Genomic DNA, 20,478 nt, shown 5'->3' on the forward strand with positions numbered 1-20,478 from the left:
CCGCGCCACCAACCGTGACCGATACGATTTTCGCCCTGTCGAGCGGTGCGCCGCCCGCAGGGATTGCGGTGATCCGCGTCAGTGGTCCCGCCGCCCGCGCCGCGCTGGAGACACTCGCCCGCCGCGTGCCACCGCCGCGCACCGCCAGCCTGGCGTTGCTGGTCGATCCGCAGGATGATGCGCCGCTCGACCGGGCTTTGACGCTGTGGCTGCCCGGCCCGGCGACCGTGACCGGCGAGGATCTGGTGGAACTGCACTGCCATGGCGGGCGCGCTGTAGTGGCGGCAGTGGAAGCGGCGCTGGGCGCGATGCCGGGACTGCGCCGAGCCGAGGCGGGCGAATTTACCCGCCGCGCCTTCGCCAATGGCCGGATGGACCTGAACGCAGTCGAAGGGCTGGCCGATCTCCTCGCCGCCGAAACCCAGCAGCAACGCCGCGCCGCGCTGATGATGGCGGAGGGGCATTTTTCCCGCCGGATCGAGGGATGGCGCGCGACCCTGCTCGACCTGTCGGCGATGGCCGAAGCGGCGCTCGATTTCTCCGACGAGGATGACGTCCCCGATGCCGCCATCGAAGCGCGGATCGGCGAAGGGATTGCGGCACTGGCGCGTGACGTGACTGCCGTGCTGGCCGCGCCATCGGCCGAGCGGCTGCGCGATGGGGTGCGGGTGGTGCTGGCCGGGCCGCCCAATGCGGGCAAATCGACCTTGCTCAACGCGCTGGTCGGGCGCGATGCCGCGATCGTCTCCGACATTGCCGGGACCACCCGCGACCGGATCGAGGTGCCAGCGGCGATCGGCGGCGTCGCTTTCCTGTTCACCGACACGGCGGGGCTACGCGACAAGACAGGCGACGCAATCGAAGCGATCGGTATAGACCGGGCGCGGTCGGCATTGGCGGCTGCGGACATCATATTGTGGCTGGGTGATGCAACGGACGCGCCGCGCGAGAATGCATTGCTAATCGCGGCGCAATGCGACCGGGACGGAGAGGGGGATCGTGCCGGCCTCCGCCTGTCCGCCCGCACCGGCGAAGGGATGGACGCGCTGGTCGCGCTGCTGCTCGACCGTGCGGCAAAGCTGTTGCCGGGCGAGGGCGACTATGCGCTGCACGCCCGACAGCGACAGCGAGTACGACATATTGCGGCCTTTCTCGCTTCCGCCGCCAGTGCGCGCGATCTTCTGATCTTGGCCGAGGAATTGCGGCAGGCGCGGCGGGAGATTGATGCGCTGACCGGTCAGGCCGGGACGGAGGATATGCTCGACCGGCTGTTTGCGGGCTTCTGCATCGGCAAATGAGCCGCCTGTTCCACGTGGAACGCTTTTGCCCCGACCGCGCCTTTCTGATAAGGGCGGTTCCATGCGAACAAGCTATGATGTGATCGTGGTCGGTGGCGGCCATGCCGGGTGTGAGGCGGCGGCTGCGGCTGCACGTAAAGGTGCAACCGTGGCGCTGCTCACATTCGAGAAGGCGACCGTGGGCGCCATGTCCTGCAACCCCGCGATCGGCGGGCTGGGCAAGGGCCATCTGGTGCGCGAGGTCGATGCGCTGGACGGACTGATCGCCCGCGCTGCCGACGCCGCTGCCATCCATTATCGGATGCTCAACAGCAGCAAGGGCGCAGCGGTGCAGGGACCGCGCGTCCAGGCCGACCGCAAACGCTATCGCGCCGCTATCCATCAGATGCTCGACGCACAGTCGGGCCTGACCATCGTCGAGGGTGAAGCCGACGCGCTGCTGCTCGACGGCGATGCCGTTGCCGGGCTGGCGCTGGCCGATGGCCGCGTCCTGCACGCGCCCTCGGTCGTGCTGGCGACCGGCACCTTTCTGGGCGGCAAGCTGTTTCGGGGTGACGAGCGCGAAACGGGCGGTCGGGTCGGTGAGCGCGCCGCGACCACATTGGGGCTCCAGCTTCGCGCCATCGGCCTGCCGATCGGGCGGCTCAAGACCGGCACGCCCCCGCGCATCGACGGGCGCACGATCGACTGGGCGCTGCTGGAGGCGCAGCCTTCCGACAGTGCGCACTGGACCATGTCGCCGCTATCGGACGGGCGCGTGCTGCCCCAACTCGCCTGCGCCATCACCCGCACCAACGAACGCACCCACCAGATCATCCGTGACGGGCTGGGCCGGTCGCCCTTGTTCAGCGGCGCGATCGAGGGGCGGGGGCCACGCTACTGCCCGTCGATCGAGGACAAGATTCAGCGCTTCGGCGACCGCGACGGCCATCAGATTTTTCTGGAGCCGGAGGGGCTGGACGATCCGCTCGTTTATCCCAACGGTATCAGCACGTCGCTGCCCACCGACGTGCAGGTGGCCATGGTCCGATCTATGCGCGGGTTGGAGCGGGCGGAGATCGTCGTGCCGGGCTATGCCGTCGAATATGATCATGTCGATCCGCGCGCGCTCGATTCCACGCTGGAGGTGCGCGCCATTCCTGGCCTCTTCTGCGCCGGGCAGATTAACGGCACCACCGGCTATGAGGAAGCTGCCGCACAGGGACTGGTCGCCGGGGCCAATGCCGCCGCGCGGGCGCGGGGGGAGGGGGCTTTGGTCCTCGACCGGGCCAGCAGCTATATCGGCGTGATGATCGACGATCTGGTATTGCAGGGCGTGACCGAACCCTATCGGATGCTGACCGCCCGCGCCGAATATCGGCTGCGGTTGCGCGCCGATAATGCGGAGACGCGGCTGGGCGCGATTGGCCTTTCGCACGGGCTGATTGGCCCGGATCGCGCCACACGTCTGGCGGATCGCGCGGCGCAACGTGCTGCCGTGGAGGCTGAACTGGCCCGTCCCATGACTGCCACCGAAATGGCGCGCGCTGGCGCAACCGTGCGGCAGGATGGCGCGCGGCGCAGCCTGTTTGAATGGGCGCGCTTCCCCGAAGTCGATCAATCACTATTGCTGTCCCTTGCTCCCGGCCTGCGCGATGCACCCGACGACCTGCGCGCCGAGATATTCGAGGACGCGCATTACGCCCCCTATCTCGAACGGCAGGATGCGGAAATTGCCGACATGCGCCGCAACGAGCGGGTCATGATCCCGGCCGATTTCGACTTCGCCCTGATCGGTGGCCTGTCCACCGAAATGATCGAGCGGCTCGACGTGGCCCGGCCAGATACGCTGGCGGCGGCCAGCCGGATCAGGGGGATCACCCCCGCCGCGTTGGCCGCGATCCTCGTCCATGTGCGCCGGGTGGCTGCGTGACGGAAGAGGAAGCGCGGGCATGGCTCGATACGCAGTTCGATGTTTCACGTGAAACATGGGACCGGCTGGAACGCTATGTCGCGATCTTGCTGGCGGCGATGGACGAGCAAAATCTGATCGCGGAATCGACCCGTCCCCATATCTGGGCGCGGCATATCGTCGATTCCGCGCAACTGCTGCGCCATGCTGAAAATGCGGGCGAGGGGGAGTGGTATGACCTTGGCTCTGGCGCAGGCTTGCCCGGCATCGTCGTCGCCTGCCTCTCCACCCGCCCGGTCACGATGGTGGAATCGCGGCGCAAGCGGATCGAATTTCTCGACGCAGTGATTGACCAGCTCGACCTCAAGCGCGCGCGCGTGTTCGGCGGGCGTGTCGAGGCTGTCCCGCCCACAGCCGCAGCGGTCATCAGCGCCCGCGCCTACGCGCCGTTGCCCAAACTTCTGTCGTCCGCCGCGCATCTGGCGAATGAAAAAACGCTCTGGGTGTTGCCGAAGGGACGAAATGCGCAAAATGAACTGGAGGCGGTGCGCCCATCGTGGCAAGGTGTCTTTCACATGGAAGCCAGCGTAACGGATGCCGATAGCGCCATCCTGATCGCGCACGCCGTCAAACCCGTCGCCAGGAGGAAAGGCCGCGCATGATCTGCATCGCCATCGCCAATCAGAAGGGCGGCGTGGGCAAGACCACCACCGCAATCAATCTGGCCACAGGATTGGCGGCTACGGGATTGCGGGTGTTGCTGGTCGATCTCGATCCGCAGGGCAATGCCTCGACCGGGCTGGGGGTGATGCAGGCGGATCGCGCGCAGTCCAGCTATGATCTGCTGGTCGGCAATTGCGCGCTGGAGGATGCCATCGTCGCCACCCGCGTGCCAAAGCTCGATCTCGTCCCCGCGACGCAGGATCTGTCAGGCTGCGAAATCGAACTGATCGAATATGAAGAGCGCACCCATCGGCTGGAGCGCGTCTTGGCCGAAGCGCCTGCGGGCCGCTGGGACATTTGCCTGATCGATTGCCCGCCCTCGCTGGGTCTGTTGACGATCAACGCGATGGTGGCGGCGCAATCCTTGCTCGTGCCGTTGCAGTGCGAATTTTTCGCGCTCGAAGGGCTTTCGCAGCTGCTCCAGACGGTCGAGCGTATCCGCGGCCGCTTCAATCCGGGTCTGTCGATCATGGGCGTAGCGCTGACCATGTATGACCGGCGCAACCGGCTGACCGATCAGGTGGCCGACGATGTGCGCGCCTGCCTGGGCGATCTGGTGTTCACCACGGTCATTCCGCGCAATGTGCGCCTGTCCGAAGCGCCCAGCCATGGCGTCCCGGCGTTAATCTATGACTTCCGCTGTTCGGGATCGGAAGCCTATATGCGACTGGCGCGCGAACTGATCGCGCGTCTGCCCCGACAGGAGGTAGCGGCTTGAGCGACGACACCAGCGAAAAGCCCAAGGTGGTCAAGCGCCCGCACGGGCTGGGCCGTGGCCTGTCCGCCCTGCTCGGCGACGTCGCGCGTGAGGAACCGGTGGCCGCGGCTGCCCCCTCGCCATCGGGCAAGGCGATCCAGAGCATAGAGGTCGCGCTGATCCAGCCGCACCCCGAACAGCCGCGCCGCCATTTCGATGAAGGCGCGTTGCAGGAACTGGCCGAAAGCATCGCCAAGCGCGGCGTGATCCAGCCGATCATCGTCCGGCCCCATGGCGGCGGTTTCCAGATCGTCGCGGGCGAACGCCGCTGGCGCGCGGCGCAGCGCGCCCATCTCCACCGCATCCCCGCCATCGTCCGCGATTTTGACGAGGCGGAAACGCTGGAAATCGCGCTCATCGAGAATATCCAGCGCGAAGATCTCAACCCGATCGAAGAGGCTGAAGCCTATCGCAAGCTGATCGCCGAATTTCATCACAGCCAGGAAGCGCTGGGACGACTGGTCGGCAAATCGCGCAGCCATGTCGCCAATCTGATGCGCCTGCTCGATCTACCTGCCATGGTGCAGCAGCAGGTGGTCGAACAGAAGATCAGCATGGGCCATGCCCGCGCGCTGATCGGCGCGCCCGATTGCGAGGCGCTGGCGCGGCAGGTCGAACAAAAGGGGCTTTCCGTCCGCGACACCGAACAGCTGGTGCGCCGGGTCAAGAAGGGCGAGGATGCGCCCGTCGCGCGACGCGGTGGCGGTTCGCGCGACAAGGATGCGGACATCGCCGCGCTGGAACAGCATCTGGCCGATATATTGGGGCTGAAGGTCGATATCGACCATATGAGTGGCGCGGGCGGCTCGCTGTCGCTGCGCTACTCGACGCTCGACCAGCTCGACATGCTGTGCCAGCGCCTGTCGGGCGAACGCATCTAACCAGCCTCCGTTCGTTTCGAGCGAAGTCGAGAAACGGTTGCGCTAAGGTTTCTCGACTTCGCTCGAAACGAACGGATGATGGGTTATCGCGCTTTTGCGCTGTGAATCACCATAGTTGATATGGGCGAAGTTTGACGAGTTAGACTCAAAGCAGTCTGGTCTTTTGCCGACCCGCTCCCTAGGTTGCGGGCATGGCCGACATGCAAAGCTCCACCGCCGCCCCCGCGATCATCCGCCGCTCCGACTATAGTCCGCCCGACTGGCTCGTCCCCACCATCGCGCTGGATTTCGATCTCGATCCCTTGCTGACCAGCGTTCGCGCGACGCTGTCGGTGACGCGCAATGGCGACCATGATCAACCGTTGCGGCTGGATGGCGACGGGCTGGTGCCGCTGGAGGTGAGGGTCGATGGCGCGGTGCTAGCCGCAGACGACTGGCATCTGGAGGCCGGGTCGCTGATCATTGCCCTGTCCGGCACCGCGCACAGCGTCGAAACGCTGGTCGAGCTGATGCCGGAGAATAACAGCAAGCTGATGGGCCTCTACGCCAGCGGTGGCTTACTCTGCACCCAGTGCGAGGCGGAAGGCTTCCGCCGCATCACTTTCTTCCCCGATCGACCCGATGTCCTGTCGCGCTACAGCGTCCGGCTGACCGCCGACAAGGCGCGCTTCCCCATCCTGCTCGCCAATGGCGATCCGGTCGAACAGGGCGATGCTGACAATGGCCGTCACTGGGCGCTCTGGAACGATCCCTTCCCCAAGCCCTGCTATCTGTTCGCGCTGGTCGCGGGCGATCTGGCCTGCAATGCCGACCGCTTCGTGACGATGAGCGGGCGCGAGGTGCAACTGGGCATATGGGTGCGCGAGGCCGACCTGCCCCGCACCGCCCACGCCATGCAGGCGCTCAAGGATAGCATGGCCTGGGACGAGCGCGTCTATGGCCGCGAATATGATCTGGACGTGTTCAACATCGTCGCCGTCGCCGATTTCAATTTCGGCGCGATGGAGAATAAAGGCCTCAACATCTTCAATTCGCGCTATATTTTGGCCGACCCCGAAACTGCGACCGACATCGACTATGACGGCGTCGAGGGCGTGGTGGCGCATGAATATTTCCACAACTGGTCGGGCAATCGCGTCACCTGTCGCGACTGGTTCCAGCTGTCGTTGAAGGAAGGCTTCACCGTCTTTCGCGACCAGAATTTTTCCGCCGACATGGGCAGCCACGCGGTCAAGCGGATCGAGGATGTCCGCATCCTGCGCGCGGCCCAGTTTCAGGAGGATAGCGGCCCGCTTGCGCACCCGATCCGGCCTGAATCCTATATGGAAATCAGTAACTTCTACACCGCCACTATCTACAATAAGGGCGCGGAGATCATCCGCATGATGGCGCTGATGCTGGGGGCTGAACGCTTCCGCGCGGGGAGCGATCTCTATTTCGACCGGCATGATGGGCAGGCCGCGACCTGCGAGGATTTCGTCGCCGCGATGGAAGAGGGCGGGGACATCGACCTGACCCAGTTCCGCCGCTGGTATGAACAGGCGGGTACGCCGCATGTGCGCGCGCTGCTGCGCCATGATCCTGTGACACAGGCGGTCGAGCTTGATCTGCAACAGAGCATCCCGCCAACCCCCGGTCAGCCTGATAAGCAGCCGATGGCGATCCCGCTGCGGGTCGCTCTGTTCGATCCGGCAACTGGCACGCATCAGGGCGACCAACTGCTGATGCTGACGGAGGCGCAACAGAGCTTCCGCTTCGAGGGCTTTGCCGCCCCGCCGATCCTGTCGATCAACCGCGGCTTTTCCGCGCCGGTGATCGTCGAAACCAACCGCAGCCAGGGTGATCTCGCCTTCCTGTCGGCGCGCGATGATGATCCGTTCGCTCGCTATGAGGCGATGCAGCAGTTGATGGTCAATGTGCTGATCGGGGCGATCGCCGGGCAGCCGGTCGATGACGCCGCCGTCATCGCGGCCGTGCGCAACACCATCACCGATCCGCTGCTCGACCCGGCCTTCATCGCCGAAACCATCCGCCTGCCCAGCGAAGCCTATCTGGGTGACCAGATGGCGGTGGTGGACCCGGATGCGATTCACGCCGCGCGGGAAGCGCTGCAACAGCGGATCGGCGCGGAACTGGAGCCGCTATGGCGCGACATTCACAGCCGCACCAAGGCGAACGGCTTTTCGCTGTCGCCCGCGGCCAAGGGCGCGCGTCAGCTGCGCAACGCCGCGCTCCATTATCTGGTGGCGTCGGGCGCTGACGATGGTCCTGCTATCGCCTTCGCCCAATTCCATGAGGCGGATAATATGACCGAGCGGCAGGCGGCGGTTGCCACGCTGGCCAATGGCACCAGCCCGGAGCGCGATGCGGCGATCGATATATTCTACAACCGCTATGGCCATGACGCGCTGACGCTCGACAAATGGTTTCAGACCCAGGCGTTCGCGCTGCATCCCGATACGGTCGATCAGGTGGAGGAATTGGGACGGCACAAGGCGTTCACTTTGTCCAACCCCAACCGGGTGCGGTCGCTCTATGGCGCGTTCGCAGGCAATCAGTGGGCCTTCCACCACCGGTCGGGCAAGGGCTATCAGCTGGTGGCGGACTGCATCATCGCGCTCGATTCGCGCAACCCGCAGACCGCCGCACGGCTGGTGCCGCCACTGGGCCGCTGGAAGCGCTTTGACGCTGATCGCGCCGCGCTGATGCGGGCGCAATTGCAGCGCATATTGGCGCAGCCGGGTCTGTCGAAGGATGTCACCGAACAGGCCAGCAAAAGCCTGGAGTGAGGGGCAGCCAGTTAGCTACCGTTCGGGCCGCCGCCCGGACCGCTGCCGCCGGCATTGCCGCCCATGCCACCGGCACCGACCGCGCCGATATTGCCGAATATCTCGTCAAACAGGCTGCGATTGCGCCCCAGCGTCGGGGTCTTGTCGCCCATGGGCGAGATGTTGGCGACCTGCTCAAGTCCCGCGCGATCCACCGCCACGACATTGCCCGCCGCGTCGAAGCGGACGCGCAGCACGGTCTGGTCGGCGGGCTTTGGGTTGGAGAAGGCCAGTGAGCGCATGTCGCGCGACACATAATACCAGTCCTGCTCACCGAATTGCGAAGTGAAGCTGGGGCGGCCCAGCGTCCCTTCAACCGATGCGCGATTGTCGATGCCCGGCTGGACCGAATCGACCAGCAGCTTATCGACCTGATAGCCCTGATGGGTGCGGATGCGGGTGCAGCCCGATGCCCCCAGCACCAGCGCGCCGAGGCCCAGAGCCAACAGGAAACGCCCGCGTGTGGAATGACGGCTGAACTGACGCATGGACTTCTCCTGGCGGAACGCATCCGCGAACCCAATAAACATGACGCCGCCATTGCATTGGGCAGCGGCTCGATCAATATGGAAATGCGTCGCTCCCGGCAAGGGGCGACACTTGGCAGGACGGCGCTCCGTCCAACGATCCGTCTTGAAAAAGCATAGTCCTCATGTCCACAGCTTCCCCTTCCTTCCTCCAGCGCCTGTTTGGCCGTGCCGATCCCAAGGCCGGGCTGATGCCGCTCTACCATGCCGTGGTCGCGGAGGGTCGCCAGCCGCACTGGTATATGGACGGCGCAGTGCCGGATACGCTGGACGGGCGATTCGACATGATCGTGGCGGTGCTGGCTCAGGTGCTGATGCGGCTGGAGCAGCAGGGGGCAACCCAGGAAAGCGTCTGGCTGACCGAATTGTTCGTCGACGATATGGATGGCCAGTTGCGGCAGGAAGGGATTGGCGACGTCGTGGTCGGCAAGCATATCGGCCGGATGATGAGTGCGCTGGGAGGCCGGATCAGCGCCTATCGCGCGGCGCTGGCTGGTGAGGCAGACATGGCGGAAGCCCTGCGCCGTAACCTCTATCGCGGTGCGCCGGTGAGCGACGCCGCGCTCGCCCATGTCGAGGGCGCACTGCGGGAGCGCTGGACGCGGCTCGGTTGCCTGACCCGCGATGCGATGCTGGCGGGGGATCTGGGATGAGCGCACTGCCGACGCCTGAATTTTCGCGGCCTATCAGGCTGGACCAGATTGGCCATATCAGCGGCACCACGACCATCATCGCCGATGCGGCCGAGCGCGAGGCGCTGATGCGCCGCTTCGCGCTGCTGGCTCTCGACGCGCTGGAGGCGGATTATGCAATCAGTGAGGAGAATGGCAGCATCTTCGCGCGTGGCCGGGTGCGCGCCAGCCTGACCCAGGCCTGCGTCGCGACCGGCCTGCCGGTGCCTGAAACGATCGACAGCGATTTCCTGCTTCGCTTCATCGCCGAGGATGGCGATGTTGTTGAAGGCGCAGAAATGGAGCTGAACGCGGAGGATTGCGACACGATCGGTTATAGCGGCAACAGCATCGACATGGGGGAGGCGGTGGCCGAAACCGTGGCGCTGGCGATGACGCCCTATCCCCGCGCGCCCGATGCCGATGCCGTTTTACGTGAAGCAGGCGTGCTGCGGGAGGATCAGGCTGGTCCTTTCGCCGCCCTTCTGGCGCTCAAGGGCAAGGAATAAACGTCGCGGCGGTAATGCTGTTTCCCTTTCGTTCCTGTCATGGCATAAGATCGTGCCATGGACGCCCCGCCGCCATCGCTGCGCAAGATCATCCATATCGACATGGACGCCTTTTATGCATCGGTGGAACAGCGTGACGATCCCACGCTGCGGGGCCAACCGATCGCGGTTGGCGGTGGCGGGCCGCGCGGGGTGGTGGCGACCGCCAGCTATGAGGCGCGGGCGTTCGGCGTGAAGTCCGCCATGCCCGGCGCACGGGCGCGACGGCTCTGCCCAAGCCTCATCTTCGTGCCGCCGCGATTCGACGCCTATCGTTCAGTGTCCGGGCAGATCCGGGCGATCTTCGCGCGCTTTACCGACTTGGTCCAGCCGCTCTCGCTGGATGAAGCCTATTTGGACGTCACGGTGAACAAGCCGGGCATAGCCTCAGCAACGCAGGTCGCAGCGGAGATTCGCGCGCTGATTCGCGCCGAAACCGGCCTAACAGCGTCGGCGGGCGTCTCCTATAACAAGCTGATCGCCAAGCTGGCTTCGGACCAGAACAAGCCCGACGGCATATGTGTCGTGCGGCCCAGCGAAGGCCCGGCGTTCATCGCGGCGATGCCGGTGCGGCGCATCCATGGCGTGGGACCGGTGACGGCGGCGCGGATGCACGCGCTGGGGATAGAGACAGGCGCTGATCTGCGCGCACGCGACCTGGCCTTCCTCCAGGCGCATTTCGGCAGCGCGGCGGACTATTATTATCGCGCTGCACGCGGGCAGGACGACCGGCCCGTGCGCGAGCGCGAACAACGCAAGTCGGTGAGCGTCGAGGATACATTTTTCGACGACCTGACCGACCGGGAAAGACTGGTCGCGGAGATCGACCGGATCGCGACCAGCCTGTGGGGCCGGATCGAGAAGGCACAGGCCTGGGGCCGGACGGTGACGCTGAAGATCAAGTTCGCCGATTTCCGCATCATCACCCGGTCGCGCAGCTTTGCCACCCCGGTGCGGTCGCCCGACCTGCTGGCACAGGCGGCGCGGGAACTGTTGCTGGCCCAGCTCCCCCTGCGCATGGGCGCGCGGTTGCTGGGGCTGGGGGTGCATAACCTGGAAGCGACGGAGGAAGCTGAGCAGGGCGATCAGCTGGCGCTGGGGTTATAGTCTTTGGGACTACGTGCTCCCGCCTGCGCGGGAGCACGGCAGCAATGGCCTTAGAACGGCAGCCATTTCCGTTTTTCGCTGAACTTCATATAGCCGGCATTGACGCCCAGCCGATAGCCTACGCCCAGGCGGATCGGGATCAGTACGACATTGCCCCAGCGCAGATAGCTGGCGGTGAAACCACCGACCAGATAGGCAGTGCCTTCGGCGGCCGGGAAGCGGTGATAAAGATCCTGCGTGTCGTAGAGATTATATACAAGGACGAAGGTGTTGGCTGCGTTGCCGCCGACATCGAAGCCAATCGACGGCCCGGTCCAATAGACTTCGCGCTTGCCCTCCACCTTATGATTGAGCGTGCCGGAACCGTAGCGCAGGCCGACGACAAAGGCGCCCGATGCCTCACGACCGGCGATATAGGCGTTGGGGCGTCCCTGATCCTTCAGCACTTTTTCGATCAGGCCTGCCAGCCCTTCCGCACCTTTGCCGAATACACCTTCCGCTGCGCCGATCAGATCGTCCTGCTGATAGGAATCGCCCGGCGCGATGGCGGCGGGGGGCGATGCGGCGGTGACGGGCGCGCCGGTCGCGGTCGTACCGGACGTGACGGCGCTGTCGGCCGGAGTGTCGCTATAGACGCTGGGATCGACGCCGGGTTCTGTGGGTGTACTGCGCGCGGGCGGGGGCGGGGCGAGATCGGCATCGATTGCGGTGTTGGGATCGATCGTGCGCACCTGCGCCGACGCCGCCACAGGGGTCAGCGCCAGCCCCGCCAGTGCCGCCACCAGCGCGGCTGCCCGCGCCAGGCGGACGCTTGTCCGTCCCTTAATCCCGATCATGCCCGATGCTCCCCGCAAATTGCCATCTTAACCATCCCCCAGACTATCGGCTATCAACCTGAAACGACAATGAACGAACGCCCACCTGAGTCGATTCCGGGCCGGAACGATTTACGAGCATGGCAAAAGGGCAAAAAAATCCCCGAACAGGACCGTTGCCATGCGCCAAAGCCGTCGCTATAGGACACGTCGCCTAGCCGCAGCCCCGCCACAAGCGGGCGTTCAGGCCATGTTTGGAGACGTGGGTGAGTGGCTGAAACCAACGGTTTGCTAAACCGTCGTAGGGATAACTCCTTACCGAGGGTTCGAATCCCTCCGTCTCCGCCAACACTATTTCCTGACAGCGCCTCATAAGCCCTAAAGGCTCGGTTTTCCGGGCTTTTTGTCGTCTACATTGTCCACTCCGGTCCTTGTTTGTTCTCATGCAGCCTGTCTGGCATATGGTCTGTTCCATGGTATGCGATTCGGGGAATATGGTATGGCGGTGCTGACAGACGCCAAGGCGCGCAATGCGCGGGCGACAGGCAAGCCTTACAAACTGTCCGATGGCGGCCAGCTGTACCTGCATGTGTCGGCCGCCGGGGGCCGTAGCTGGCGCATGAATTATCAGTTTGGTCGCAATGCTCAAGGCAAGCCTGCGCAGAAAACGCTGACAATCGGCAGCTATCCTGCAATCTCATTAAAGGATGCGCGAGACGCTCGCGATCTAGCAAAGACGATTTTAGCGAAAGGGATGGAGCCAAGGCCTGATGATTTATTTCAACGCGCCGCGCCGGTTGCGGACACGCGTCCGACCTTTGCCGACATCGGCGGTGAATGGCACGATCTGCAAAAGGGCCGATGGTCCAAGGTTCACGCGCAGGACGTGCTGGATAATTTGAAGAATGAGGTTTTCCCGTCCATCGGGCATGTGCCTATCATGGACATTACGGCTCCGACTGTCTTGAAACTACTGCAAGCGATAGCGGGACGTGGCGCGGTGGAAACAGCGCATCGGACACGACAGCGCATAAGCGCCATATTCGTTTACGCCCTTGCCACCGGGCGCGGCGTCAGCGACCCGGCGGCCAGTCTGTCGATCGCGTTGCCGAAGAAACCGAAAGCCAAGCCCCAGCCTGCCATCACGAAGCTGCACGATCTGCGGCAGTTGCTGATCTGTTGCGAGGCCGAACGGTGCCGCGCGCCTACCAAATTGGCGTTGCGACTGATCGCATTGACAGCGGTGCGGCCGAACGAACTTCATGCCGCGCGATGGTCGGAGTTTGAGGGGTTGGATGGTCCCGAACCACTGTGGCGGATCCCTGCGCACCGTATGAAAGGGGATAAGGACCGGAAAGGCGAAATTGAGGGCGATCATCTGGTTCCCCTCGCCCCGCAGGCTGTAGCGATCATTCGCACCATGGTGCCGCTCACCGGCGACCTCGCGCTAGTTTTCCCGTCTGACCGTCACCCGCATAAGCCGATGAGTGAAAACACGTTGCGCGCCCTGCTGATCCGCGCCGGATATTATCAGCGGCACGTGCCCCATGGGTTCCGGTCCGCCTTCTCCACGATCATGAATGAGAGGGTGGAGCGGCAATGGCGAGGGAGCGGGCATAGCGGCGCGTCGCCTGATCGCGCGATCATCGACCTGATGCTTGCCCATATCCCGCAAGGCACCTCCGAATCGGAGGGAGCCTATAACCGCGCTGCCTATATGGCGCGACGACGCGAACTGGCAGTCGAGTGGGCCGATATTCTCCTGGCTGATATGTGGCCACCGCAGATCCACATCGGTGAGCCTATCCGTTGGGCATCGACCGGACCGGGGCGGCCCGGTCGATAGGCCTCAATCTATTTTGGCGATCCAAGCGTCAACCTCACTCTCAACCCAGCGCGAGCAACGTGCGCCCAACTTCCGAGGAGCCGGGAATTCGTCGCGGCCGATAAGGGCGTAGATGTAAGAGCGGGAAAGCGCAGTTCGGGAGATGACGTCGCTGATTCGCAAAAATCGTTCTTGAGGTTGCGCGATCATGCCGCCAGTTTCCTCTCCGCTTTGACCGTGATCTTCTCGCGTGGGGGGATCCAGAATGTTGGCGCAAAAGGACGCCCCTGAAAATCCGTCATGGGTGCGCGGCGCTTATCCCATACCACCCAGATATAATCGATCTTGCCATGATCAAATGCGTTGTCGCCCAGCTGCTCGATAATGTTGCCGGGCGGCATGGACGGCCGTTCGCACAGTATCCACACGCCGATCGGCGTCTCGTCCGTGAAAAGCCGGTACCGGCCTTCGCTTGCGAGCCATTTCAGGGGCAGTAGAGCGCAGACCTTATGCGTGGCGATCGATAGGGCGCGACGGATGCATTTTTCCGCCAGGCCACGCACTAGGCGGCCATTCTGGAATGAAAATGGCGGGTTGAAGATGATCGACAGCCCGTTCGATGCTTCCAGCATATGACGCTGGTCGCCCAGCAGATCATGTTCTCCCATGAACAGGCTATGTCCGCCTGCCCGATCGAAAAGATCAGTGCCATAGGCGAAAAATCCGCGTTCCGTCAGTGCTTCGGGAATATGCAGCTGACCGCAGCATGGGTCCAGATAGGTGACGTCCGTCTCCAGTGCGATCATGTCGAGCAGGCGATGCGTCACCCATTTTTCCTCGACATACCAATCCCAAGGATGGCGGGTGCCGCCCTTTGGGGGCGCTGAAAGTTCAACGGTCATGGCTGAACCTCCTTCCGCCCTTTGTCCGTGATTTGCCACCAATAGACGTTACCGCCGCCGATCGGCGTCACGCCCTCGACCAAGCCCCAACGCGAAAGGCGGCGGAGCATAGTGCGGGCCACGAAAGTAAGACGGTAGCCGCAAGCTTTAGCGACCCAATGCGTTGCGGCGCGGCCAGACGACGTCTGGGCGAGAAATGCCAGGGCCGTGTGATCAGTCAGGGATATGCTGGCGGGTTTCACCGGCGGTCTCCTGTGGTGTTGGCCAGCCCCCATGCGATCACAAATGGGATCGCTAGGATGGCAGCGATGATTAGAAGGGTACGCGTCAGAGCAGTAATCATCATTCGATCCCCAGCGCGTTTTTGTAGGTTTCGAGGATGCCTTCCTGTTCAAGGCGCGCTTCGCGGGACATGGCGCGGATCTTGATGACCGCCTTCATCCCCTTCGTGTCGTAGCCCGTCGCTTTAGCTTCCAGATAGACATCTTTGATGTCATCACCGATGCCCTTCTTCTCCTCCTCCAAGCGCTCGATACGCTCGATAAGCAGTCTTAGCTGATCAGCGGCGGTGGTGGTCTTCTCCGATGGCGCGATCGATGCGGGGGGCGTGGAGTTTTCCACTGGCGCGCCTTCATCCTCGAAATCATCCTCGTCATCGTCTTGAACCAAAGCTTCCGATGTCACGAGCACCGCCCGCGCGCCGACATGGTTCGGCGCGGAGACTACACCAGCGGCCTCCAAGCGCTCGATCAACCGGGCAGCGCTGTTATATCCGATCCGCATCTGACGCTGCAGCCAAGACGTCGAGGCCTTTTGGTTCCCGACAACAAGGGCGAAGGCGCGGCGGTAATCCGCCGTAGGGTCCGTGAGTTCTTCCGTTACGTCGGCGGTAAGAATATTGGTCATAGGTCGGGCCTTTCAGCGATTAGCGATGATGATGATGATGGCGAGTGCTGCGCTATTCAGAGCGCCAGCGAGGGCGGCCGTGACGGCGCAGCTGATGGCGAAATCCACGAAGGGACGTGGGCGGCACCGGTGTGTCGTGCAGGGCTCACAGCGGCAGCCGAGCGCATGGATGCGCGCATTGGGATCATGCCGCACGGCGATCAGCCTTTGCAGTGGCCCTGCCCGCCTCCCACGCGATTTCCTGTTCGCAACGGGTGCAGATGCCGCTGTCGTCGGCCGCCCATGTCGTATCACCACCATTATGATCATACTGGTTGGCATGCTCGTCCCATGCGCAGCGGGTGCAGAGCCGGGGGTGCTGATGCGGCGGAAGGTTGGCCAGCTGATGGTAGACGTCGATGGAGAAGAAGTACGGTTTGCCCGCTGTGATGTAGAGGCGCTGATGACGGACGTTCTCCGCTTCCAGATTGCGGAAGTGGCGCTCGACGTCGTGCTGATGTTCGGGACGGGTCCAGAAGGGCTTGGCGACCTGGGCGATTGTGAGGCCAGCGGCGCGGCGGCGCAGCTGGACATAGTGCCAAGGCATCATGACGTGGCGGGGCGATCCCTGATCACCCAGCATCGTCAAAAGAGAGGGAACGCTACGCATGGTGTTTCCTTTCATGGTCAGGCGTGTTTCGCGGCGGCGCGCGAAGTGTCTTGGAAGATCCAGCAGCGGACAGAGCCGGTGCCGTCATTGCGGGAATTGATGATGGCGCTCTGCTCTACGAAGCGGCGCTGCTTCGACGTCTTGAGAGCGCGGATCAGTTCGGAATGGCTGGGCAGTTCCAGGCGTTTTTCGGCACACCGGGCCTCCATTTCGTTGAGGCGGACGGCGATCATGCCGTCTTCCCAGCGACGATGATGGTTGATGTGGCCGCCATTGGCGGTCTGCACCTCATTCTCTTCGAGATAATCGAAGCGAGTCCAGAACAGAGTAACGATCGGGTCTTCGCTATTCACGGCCAACTGACGATCGGTGGCCATCTGGACGATGAATTTCGCGGTTTCGGCCTGTTGACTGTCATCAAGCGGAACGATGGCGCGGATTGCATCTAAAAAGGCGAGCAGCTGGCCGTGCGTCTTGGCGAGGCGGTTGGTGCGGATGGCCGGCATCGCCAGCAATTCCTGCTCATATTGAGCGAATGCCTGACGGAAGCGGGCCATAACGTCACTTTCGCGGCGCGCGGCATGGACGATGAAGCCAGAGATTTTCTCGACCGGCCATTGTTCCAGGCGCTCGGCCGACACCTTAGAATCGGGGGTGAAGTTGGACATATCGAAGCCGAGCGACATGATACGTTCCAGCACCGCCCGGCTCGCATTCACCGGCTCATTCTGCTCGATGACGATCGCTCCCCGGAAAGGCGGTTCGAACGTCTCCATGCCGCCATTCTTCACACCGCGTGACCGGACGGTTCGACCATTGTAGGCGGTCTTCAATTCCTCCCATTCGAATTTACGAGCGTGGCTGGCTTCCTCGCGCCGATCACCCTCGATTAAAACAACGGGTAGGTTGCCGACCTTGCCGAGGTTGCGCGCCATTGCAGCCGGTGTCGCTTTGGCAGGGTCGAACCCTTCATAATTCTCGCGGCCCATCAGCTTCCATAGAAACTCGATTAGGGTCGTTTTGCCGGTACCGGGCAGGCCGTGCATTTCGAGGAAGGGGAAGCTTTTCATTTCGCCGCGGATCTGCTCGGCAAAGAGCGAAGCGAAATAGAAGGTGAGGCAAACGACGCCCTTCGCACCGTATGCCGTCCAAAGATCCTTGAGCCAGCTGGTGTCCAGCTGGTCCGCGTCATAGTCGATATCGAGCAGCCGTTCGGATGTGCCGAGTTTCAGCGCCTGCTTGCCGATCTGAAAAAACTCGTTGTCATTGGGCTTATAGACCCGCCCGTTCGCTACAGCGATGTCGCCGAACACATAGGCCTGCGCGTCGCGGCAGTAGCCTGTGAAGCCCAGCGGTCGAACGTCGGGCAGATCAGGCGTCTGGTGCTGCAATATGCGGGTCAGCTGAAAGGCGCTGCCGGTCCAGACGCCGCCAAATGCGAACAGGCGATCTTCGAAATTTGAAGCTTTGCGCAGCTGAGGCGCGGTAAAATCACCCTTTATCGGGGCGCGCTTGCCAGGGAATGTGATGTTGAGGAAGAATTTAGTCTCGTCCGTGGCATCATCCCTCTGCCGGTAGAGGACGCGGAAGGCGCAGTTCGCAATTTCCTCTATCATCAGCGCTTCGCGCGATGCGGCCAAGCGGATGGCCTGTTCCTCTTCGCGGTCGATGTCCTCCAGCTTGCGCGTCTTGGCCTGCCGGTATTCCTCGATCTTCTCCTGCACGGTGCTGGCGTCGATCGAACACCAGTAGGTGCGGCTGTTATAGGTGAAGTTGAAGCTGTTCCACCGGTGCCGGTCCCATAGCAGATAGGCTTTGTCCTGGGCGGAAGGTGCTAGCAGCACATCGCCATACCAGAGATAGTCTTTGCGGTGGGTGTCCGTTAGGCGATCGAGGCCCAGCAGGTCATTCCAGTCGAGCGCCTTGCCGAAATCATCGTCCCCCATGGGCTGGGCGGCACCTGCCTCCCACCCGGCCTTGCGTGCCGTGGCGACATGATCACGACAGGCTTTGGTGCCCGCCCCGCCCGCGTCATATGCGAAGATCAGCTTCGGCCGCTTAAACGGAGTGTCAGTGGTCGCACAGGCGCTAGCGACCTGTTTCAGGAACTCTTCGGGATAATTGTTGCATGTCATGGTCGACGCGGCGCGCTGGCCCGCCTGCTCCAGTGCCCAGGCATTAAAGATGCCTTCGGCGAACCAGATTGTATCTGCCCTCGCCATGTTCTCGATAGTGACATCAGGGCGCTGCCATGCCTGCCCCTTGTAGGACTTGCCGTATGCGAAATTCGCTTTCTTATCGAAGCGACCGGGCTGGTCGATCAGCCGTTCCCACCAGCTGCCGCCGGGCAACGGAAAGCGGACGGTCGCAGATCCGATGTTGCGCTTCTGATCCTGAAACCATTCCTGCGAATATGCGCCACGCATCCCCATTAGATTGAGTTTGCGCGCGTCCATCAGATAAGCATCGGCGGCGGCGGTCGGGTTTTCACGGGTCTTTTGGAACCGGTTGGACCATGTGTCGAACAGGTCGGGATAGCGATCCCGCACCGTCTCTTCATAGCCGCACCGCTCCTGACGGTTGCACTTAAGAACCCAGGGGCTTTCGGCGTTGGTATAGACCTGCTTTTCGCCGCAGTCAGGGCATTTTCCGCCGCGCAGCCAGTCGCCGCGATCCGTCTTCCACTGGAAATCGGATTTCAGCTTCGGGAGCAATTCCTTGCGGATATCATCACGCATCGACATGTGAGCACCGGAACTTTCTCAGGCAATAAGAGGGCGTTCCCGGCGACGGGGTGCGCCGGGTGAATTAGGTAGGAATGGCAGCGCGCTAGGCGCGCGCGCCGATTTACTGGGTCACGGCGGCGTCCGCTGGCGGCGGTGGCGCACCGTCATCGTTGGCAGCCCGGTCATTGGCGGCGGGCAACCATGTAGTCATCGGCAGCCGGTGCTTGGCCAACGGGAAGATGGTTGGCCGCACGGTGCGGACCGCCGTCATTTCAACCACAAATTCGTGGCCGCAGGCGTCAGGATTCCTGCATTTGTAATAGAGTTCGCGAAACAGCAGACTGTGTTTGCCAACTGCCTTTGAGTAGGCTTTGCCCCCGCATGCCGGACACGACACATGCGGCATTCTAATCTCACCCACGATCAAGTTCCCCCGATATCCGCACGGCCGAATTGCCGGGCAGGAATGACTTGAGACGGGACAGCAGGCGGTTGACAGCGCCGCTCGCCTCCTCAGTCTCTTTTATGGCGTGATGGATCTGTGTCGGGGACGCACCGTGCTGCATCGCGTGAATGCTACTGCTGATCGCGTCGGCCGTTTCCAGCGATGCCTGGGCGATGTCGTCGGCCAGCGCGGCGCGACAGGCCAGCGTGTTCGCCAGTGCGACGTCCAGCTGACGAGCATAGCTTTCGAGGATCGGCGCGGAGCCGCCGCCAGCCTCAATGAACGCCCGATCCAGCGCAATGGCCTGATCGAGCGTCGGCGCAGGGGCCTTGTCGCTCTCGCTCCAATAACGGACCGCGCGCTTTGACCGGTGCGTGATCTTTGCCGCATGATCCCAGCCAATGACGCCGACAACCGTCGTGATCGCAAGGGAAAAGGTAAGGGGTGCGCGGACCTTTGTCATTACGAGCCCCTCTGGGTGTAATCGACGGACACGCCGCAATGCTTGGCGATGATCCCGCCGATACGATAGCGATTATCTTCGAGGCTGGAGCCATTAGCGATGCTGCCATGTGGCGCGAACTGTTCGATTGCGTTTAGAATGTCGACCATCGCCTGCGCAGACTCGGGGCAACCGAATGATGCGAAATACTCGCCGTTTTTATAGACGTAGCCCGCTGTGATCCCACGATGCATCACGAACATTGGGTTAAGCTGCCGTCTAGACTTGGCGCGGCTCATGCCCCTGCCCTGCCGGTAGCGCACATGGTGAAGATCAGCGTGAGGGTGCTGCAGACGAAGAGCAGGCACTGGAACGCGGTGTAGGGGATCGCGATGCCGGTAGTCGTGATTTCGGGGCGGCTCACAGGTTCGGCCTGCTGGTGGTGCTTGCGGCGGGGCGCCGTCTTGATGATCGTAGGCATATCCAATCTTGGTCCTTTCAAGGTCGGCGCGATCGGGCGGGAGGTAGAGGCCCGCC

General features: G+C 63.0%; 21 protein-coding genes, 1 tRNA gene and 1 pseudogene. 11 read left to right on the top strand and 12 right to left on the bottom strand.

The genetic code is table 11. The features are described 5' to 3' along the window. The first annotated feature begins 14 nt into the window (after positions 1-14). The 6 genes from mnmE (at position 15) to pepN (ending at position 8,339) form a co-directional block, all read left to right on the top strand. The gene (gene mnmE / locus KRZ98_RS13270; RefSeq protein ID WP_217673970.1) at positions 15-1,298 is read left to right on the top strand and encodes a tRNA uridine-5-carboxymethylaminomethyl(34) synthesis GTPase MnmE; all 1,284 of its coding nucleotides are present in this window, start codon (positions 15-17) and stop codon (positions 1,296-1,298) included. A 61-nt stretch (positions 1,299-1,359) separates the two neighbouring features. Further along, on the top strand, positions 1,360-3,210 hold the full coding sequence (gene mnmG, locus KRZ98_RS13275; RefSeq protein WP_217673971.1) for a tRNA uridine-5-carboxymethylaminomethyl(34) synthesis enzyme MnmG: 1,851 nt from the start codon (positions 1,360-1,362) through the stop codon (positions 3,208-3,210). Next, on the top strand, positions 3,207-3,851 hold the full coding sequence (gene rsmG, locus KRZ98_RS13280; RefSeq protein WP_217673972.1) for a 16S rRNA (guanine(527)-N(7))-methyltransferase RsmG: 645 nt from the start codon (positions 3,207-3,209) through the stop codon (positions 3,849-3,851). The genes mnmG and rsmG overlap by 4 nt, the downstream gene beginning before the upstream one ends. Next, positions 3,848-4,630: a ParA family protein gene (locus KRZ98_RS13285; protein ID WP_217673973.1), complete on the top strand. Its 783-nt coding sequence runs from the start codon at positions 3,848-3,850 to the stop codon at positions 4,628-4,630. The genes rsmG and KRZ98_RS13285 overlap by 4 nt, the downstream gene beginning before the upstream one ends. Further along, the gene (locus KRZ98_RS13290; protein ID WP_217673974.1) at positions 4,627-5,550 is read left to right on the top strand and encodes a ParB/RepB/Spo0J family partition protein; all 924 of its coding nucleotides are present in this window, start codon (positions 4,627-4,629) and stop codon (positions 5,548-5,550) included. Before KRZ98_RS13285 ends, KRZ98_RS13290 begins: the two co-directional genes overlap by 4 nt. A 191-nt stretch (positions 5,551-5,741) precedes the next feature. Further along, positions 5,742-8,339: an aminopeptidase N gene (gene pepN, locus KRZ98_RS13295; protein ID WP_217673975.1), complete on the top strand. Its 2,598-nt coding sequence runs from the start codon at positions 5,742-5,744 to the stop codon at positions 8,337-8,339. 11 nt (positions 8,340-8,350) lie between these two features. On the opposite strand, the gene KRZ98_RS13300 is transcribed toward pepN, so the two are convergent. Then, entirely contained in the window at positions 8,351-8,866 is a 516-nt protein-coding gene (locus KRZ98_RS13300; RefSeq protein WP_006966442.1) for an outer membrane protein assembly factor BamE, read from the bottom strand. Between the two features lie 164 nt (positions 8,867-9,030). Here KRZ98_RS13300 and KRZ98_RS13305 point away from each other — a divergent pair, with 164 nt between their 5' ends. The 3 genes from KRZ98_RS13305 to dinB are packed head-to-tail and all read left to right on the top strand — an operon-like array spanning position 9,031 to position 11,231. After that, positions 9,031-9,558, top strand: a complete 528-nt coding sequence (locus KRZ98_RS13305) for a ubiquinol-cytochrome C chaperone family protein (RefSeq protein ID WP_217673976.1) — start codon at positions 9,031-9,033, stop codon at positions 9,556-9,558. Further along, positions 9,555-10,085 (top strand): DUF177 domain-containing protein, encoded by a 531-nt coding sequence (locus tag KRZ98_RS13310; protein WP_217673977.1) that lies wholly within the window; start codon positions 9,555-9,557, stop codon positions 10,083-10,085. Before KRZ98_RS13305 ends, KRZ98_RS13310 begins: the two co-directional genes overlap by 4 nt. A 57-nt stretch (positions 10,086-10,142) precedes the next feature. Then, positions 10,143-11,231, top strand: a complete 1,089-nt coding sequence (gene dinB, locus KRZ98_RS13315) for a DNA polymerase IV (RefSeq protein ID WP_217673978.1) — start codon at positions 10,143-10,145, stop codon at positions 11,229-11,231. Between the two features lie 50 nt (positions 11,232-11,281). Here the strand turns inward: dinB and KRZ98_RS13320 are convergent, their stop codons facing one another. Beyond that, positions 11,282-12,067 carry a DUF1134 domain-containing protein gene (locus KRZ98_RS13320; RefSeq protein ID WP_217673979.1) on the bottom strand — a complete coding sequence of 262 codons (786 nt, stop codon included), beginning with the start codon at positions 12,065-12,067 and terminating at the stop codon, positions 11,282-11,284. Between the two features lie 235 nt (positions 12,068-12,302). Here KRZ98_RS13320 and KRZ98_RS13325 point away from each other — a divergent pair. Continuing rightward, positions 12,303-12,394, top strand: a tRNA-Ser gene (locus KRZ98_RS13325). A gap of 151 nt (positions 12,395-12,545) precedes the next feature. Further along, positions 12,546-13,892 carry an integrase arm-type DNA-binding domain-containing protein gene (locus KRZ98_RS13330; protein WP_254798408.1) on the top strand — a complete coding sequence of 449 codons (1,347 nt, stop codon included), beginning with the start codon at positions 12,546-12,548 and terminating at the stop codon, positions 13,890-13,892. 3 nt (positions 13,893-13,895) lie between these two features. Here the strand turns inward: KRZ98_RS13330 and KRZ98_RS13335 are convergent, their stop codons facing one another. The 10 genes and pseudogenes from KRZ98_RS13335 to KRZ98_RS13375 form a co-directional block, all read right to left on the bottom strand. Further along, positions 13,896-14,081, bottom strand: a complete 186-nt coding sequence (locus KRZ98_RS13335) for an AlpA family transcriptional regulator (protein ID WP_217673981.1) — start codon at positions 14,079-14,081, stop codon at positions 13,896-13,898. Further along, positions 14,078-14,773, bottom strand: coding sequence for a hypothetical protein (locus KRZ98_RS13340; protein WP_217673982.1), 696 nt, complete (start codon positions 14,771-14,773; stop codon positions 14,078-14,080). The genes KRZ98_RS13335 and KRZ98_RS13340 overlap by 4 nt, the downstream gene beginning before the upstream one ends. A 342-nt stretch (positions 14,774-15,115) precedes the next feature. Further along, positions 15,116-15,367 carry a DUF2312 domain-containing protein gene (locus tag KRZ98_RS24130; RefSeq protein ID WP_368389833.1) on the bottom strand — a complete coding sequence of 84 codons (252 nt, stop codon included), beginning with the start codon at positions 15,365-15,367 and terminating at the stop codon, positions 15,116-15,118. 87 nt (positions 15,368-15,454) lie between these two features. Continuing rightward, positions 15,455-15,622 (bottom strand): annotated as a pseudogene (locus KRZ98_RS24425) (DNA translocase FtsK); the annotation flags it as partial. A 241-nt stretch (positions 15,623-15,863) separates the two neighbouring features. Continuing rightward, positions 15,864-16,328, bottom strand: a complete 465-nt coding sequence (locus KRZ98_RS13350; protein ID WP_217673983.1) for a hypothetical protein — start codon at positions 16,326-16,328, stop codon at positions 15,864-15,866. A gap of 17 nt (positions 16,329-16,345) precedes the next feature. Beyond that, positions 16,346-19,072 (bottom strand): toprim domain-containing protein, encoded by a 2,727-nt coding sequence (locus tag KRZ98_RS13355; RefSeq protein WP_217673984.1) that lies wholly within the window; start codon positions 19,070-19,072, stop codon positions 16,346-16,348. Positions 19,073-19,175: 103 nt separating this feature from the next. Beyond that, on the bottom strand, positions 19,176-19,460 hold the full coding sequence (locus KRZ98_RS24430) for an ogr/Delta-like zinc finger family protein (protein WP_302849119.1): 285 nt from the start codon (positions 19,458-19,460) through the stop codon (positions 19,176-19,178). A gap of 7 nt (positions 19,461-19,467) precedes the next feature. After that, the gene (locus KRZ98_RS13365) at positions 19,468-19,962 is read right to left on the bottom strand and encodes a hypothetical protein (RefSeq protein ID WP_217673986.1); all 495 of its coding nucleotides are present in this window, start codon (positions 19,960-19,962) and stop codon (positions 19,468-19,470) included. Beyond that, entirely contained in the window at positions 19,962-20,240 is a 279-nt protein-coding gene (locus tag KRZ98_RS13370) for a hypothetical protein (RefSeq protein WP_217673987.1), read from the bottom strand. Before KRZ98_RS13370 ends, KRZ98_RS13365 begins: the two co-directional genes overlap by 1 nt. Next, complete coding sequence (locus KRZ98_RS13375; protein ID WP_217673988.1) at positions 20,237-20,428, bottom strand: hypothetical protein; 192 nt, start codon at positions 20,426-20,428, stop codon at positions 20,237-20,239. The genes KRZ98_RS13370 and KRZ98_RS13375 overlap by 4 nt, the downstream gene beginning before the upstream one ends. Positions 20,429-20,478 lie beyond the last annotated feature (50 nt).

This window comes from Sphingobium sp. AS12 (assembly GCF_019097845.1).
In the GTDB taxonomy this organism is placed as follows: Bacteria; Pseudomonadota; Alphaproteobacteria; order Sphingomonadales; family Sphingomonadaceae; genus Sphingobium.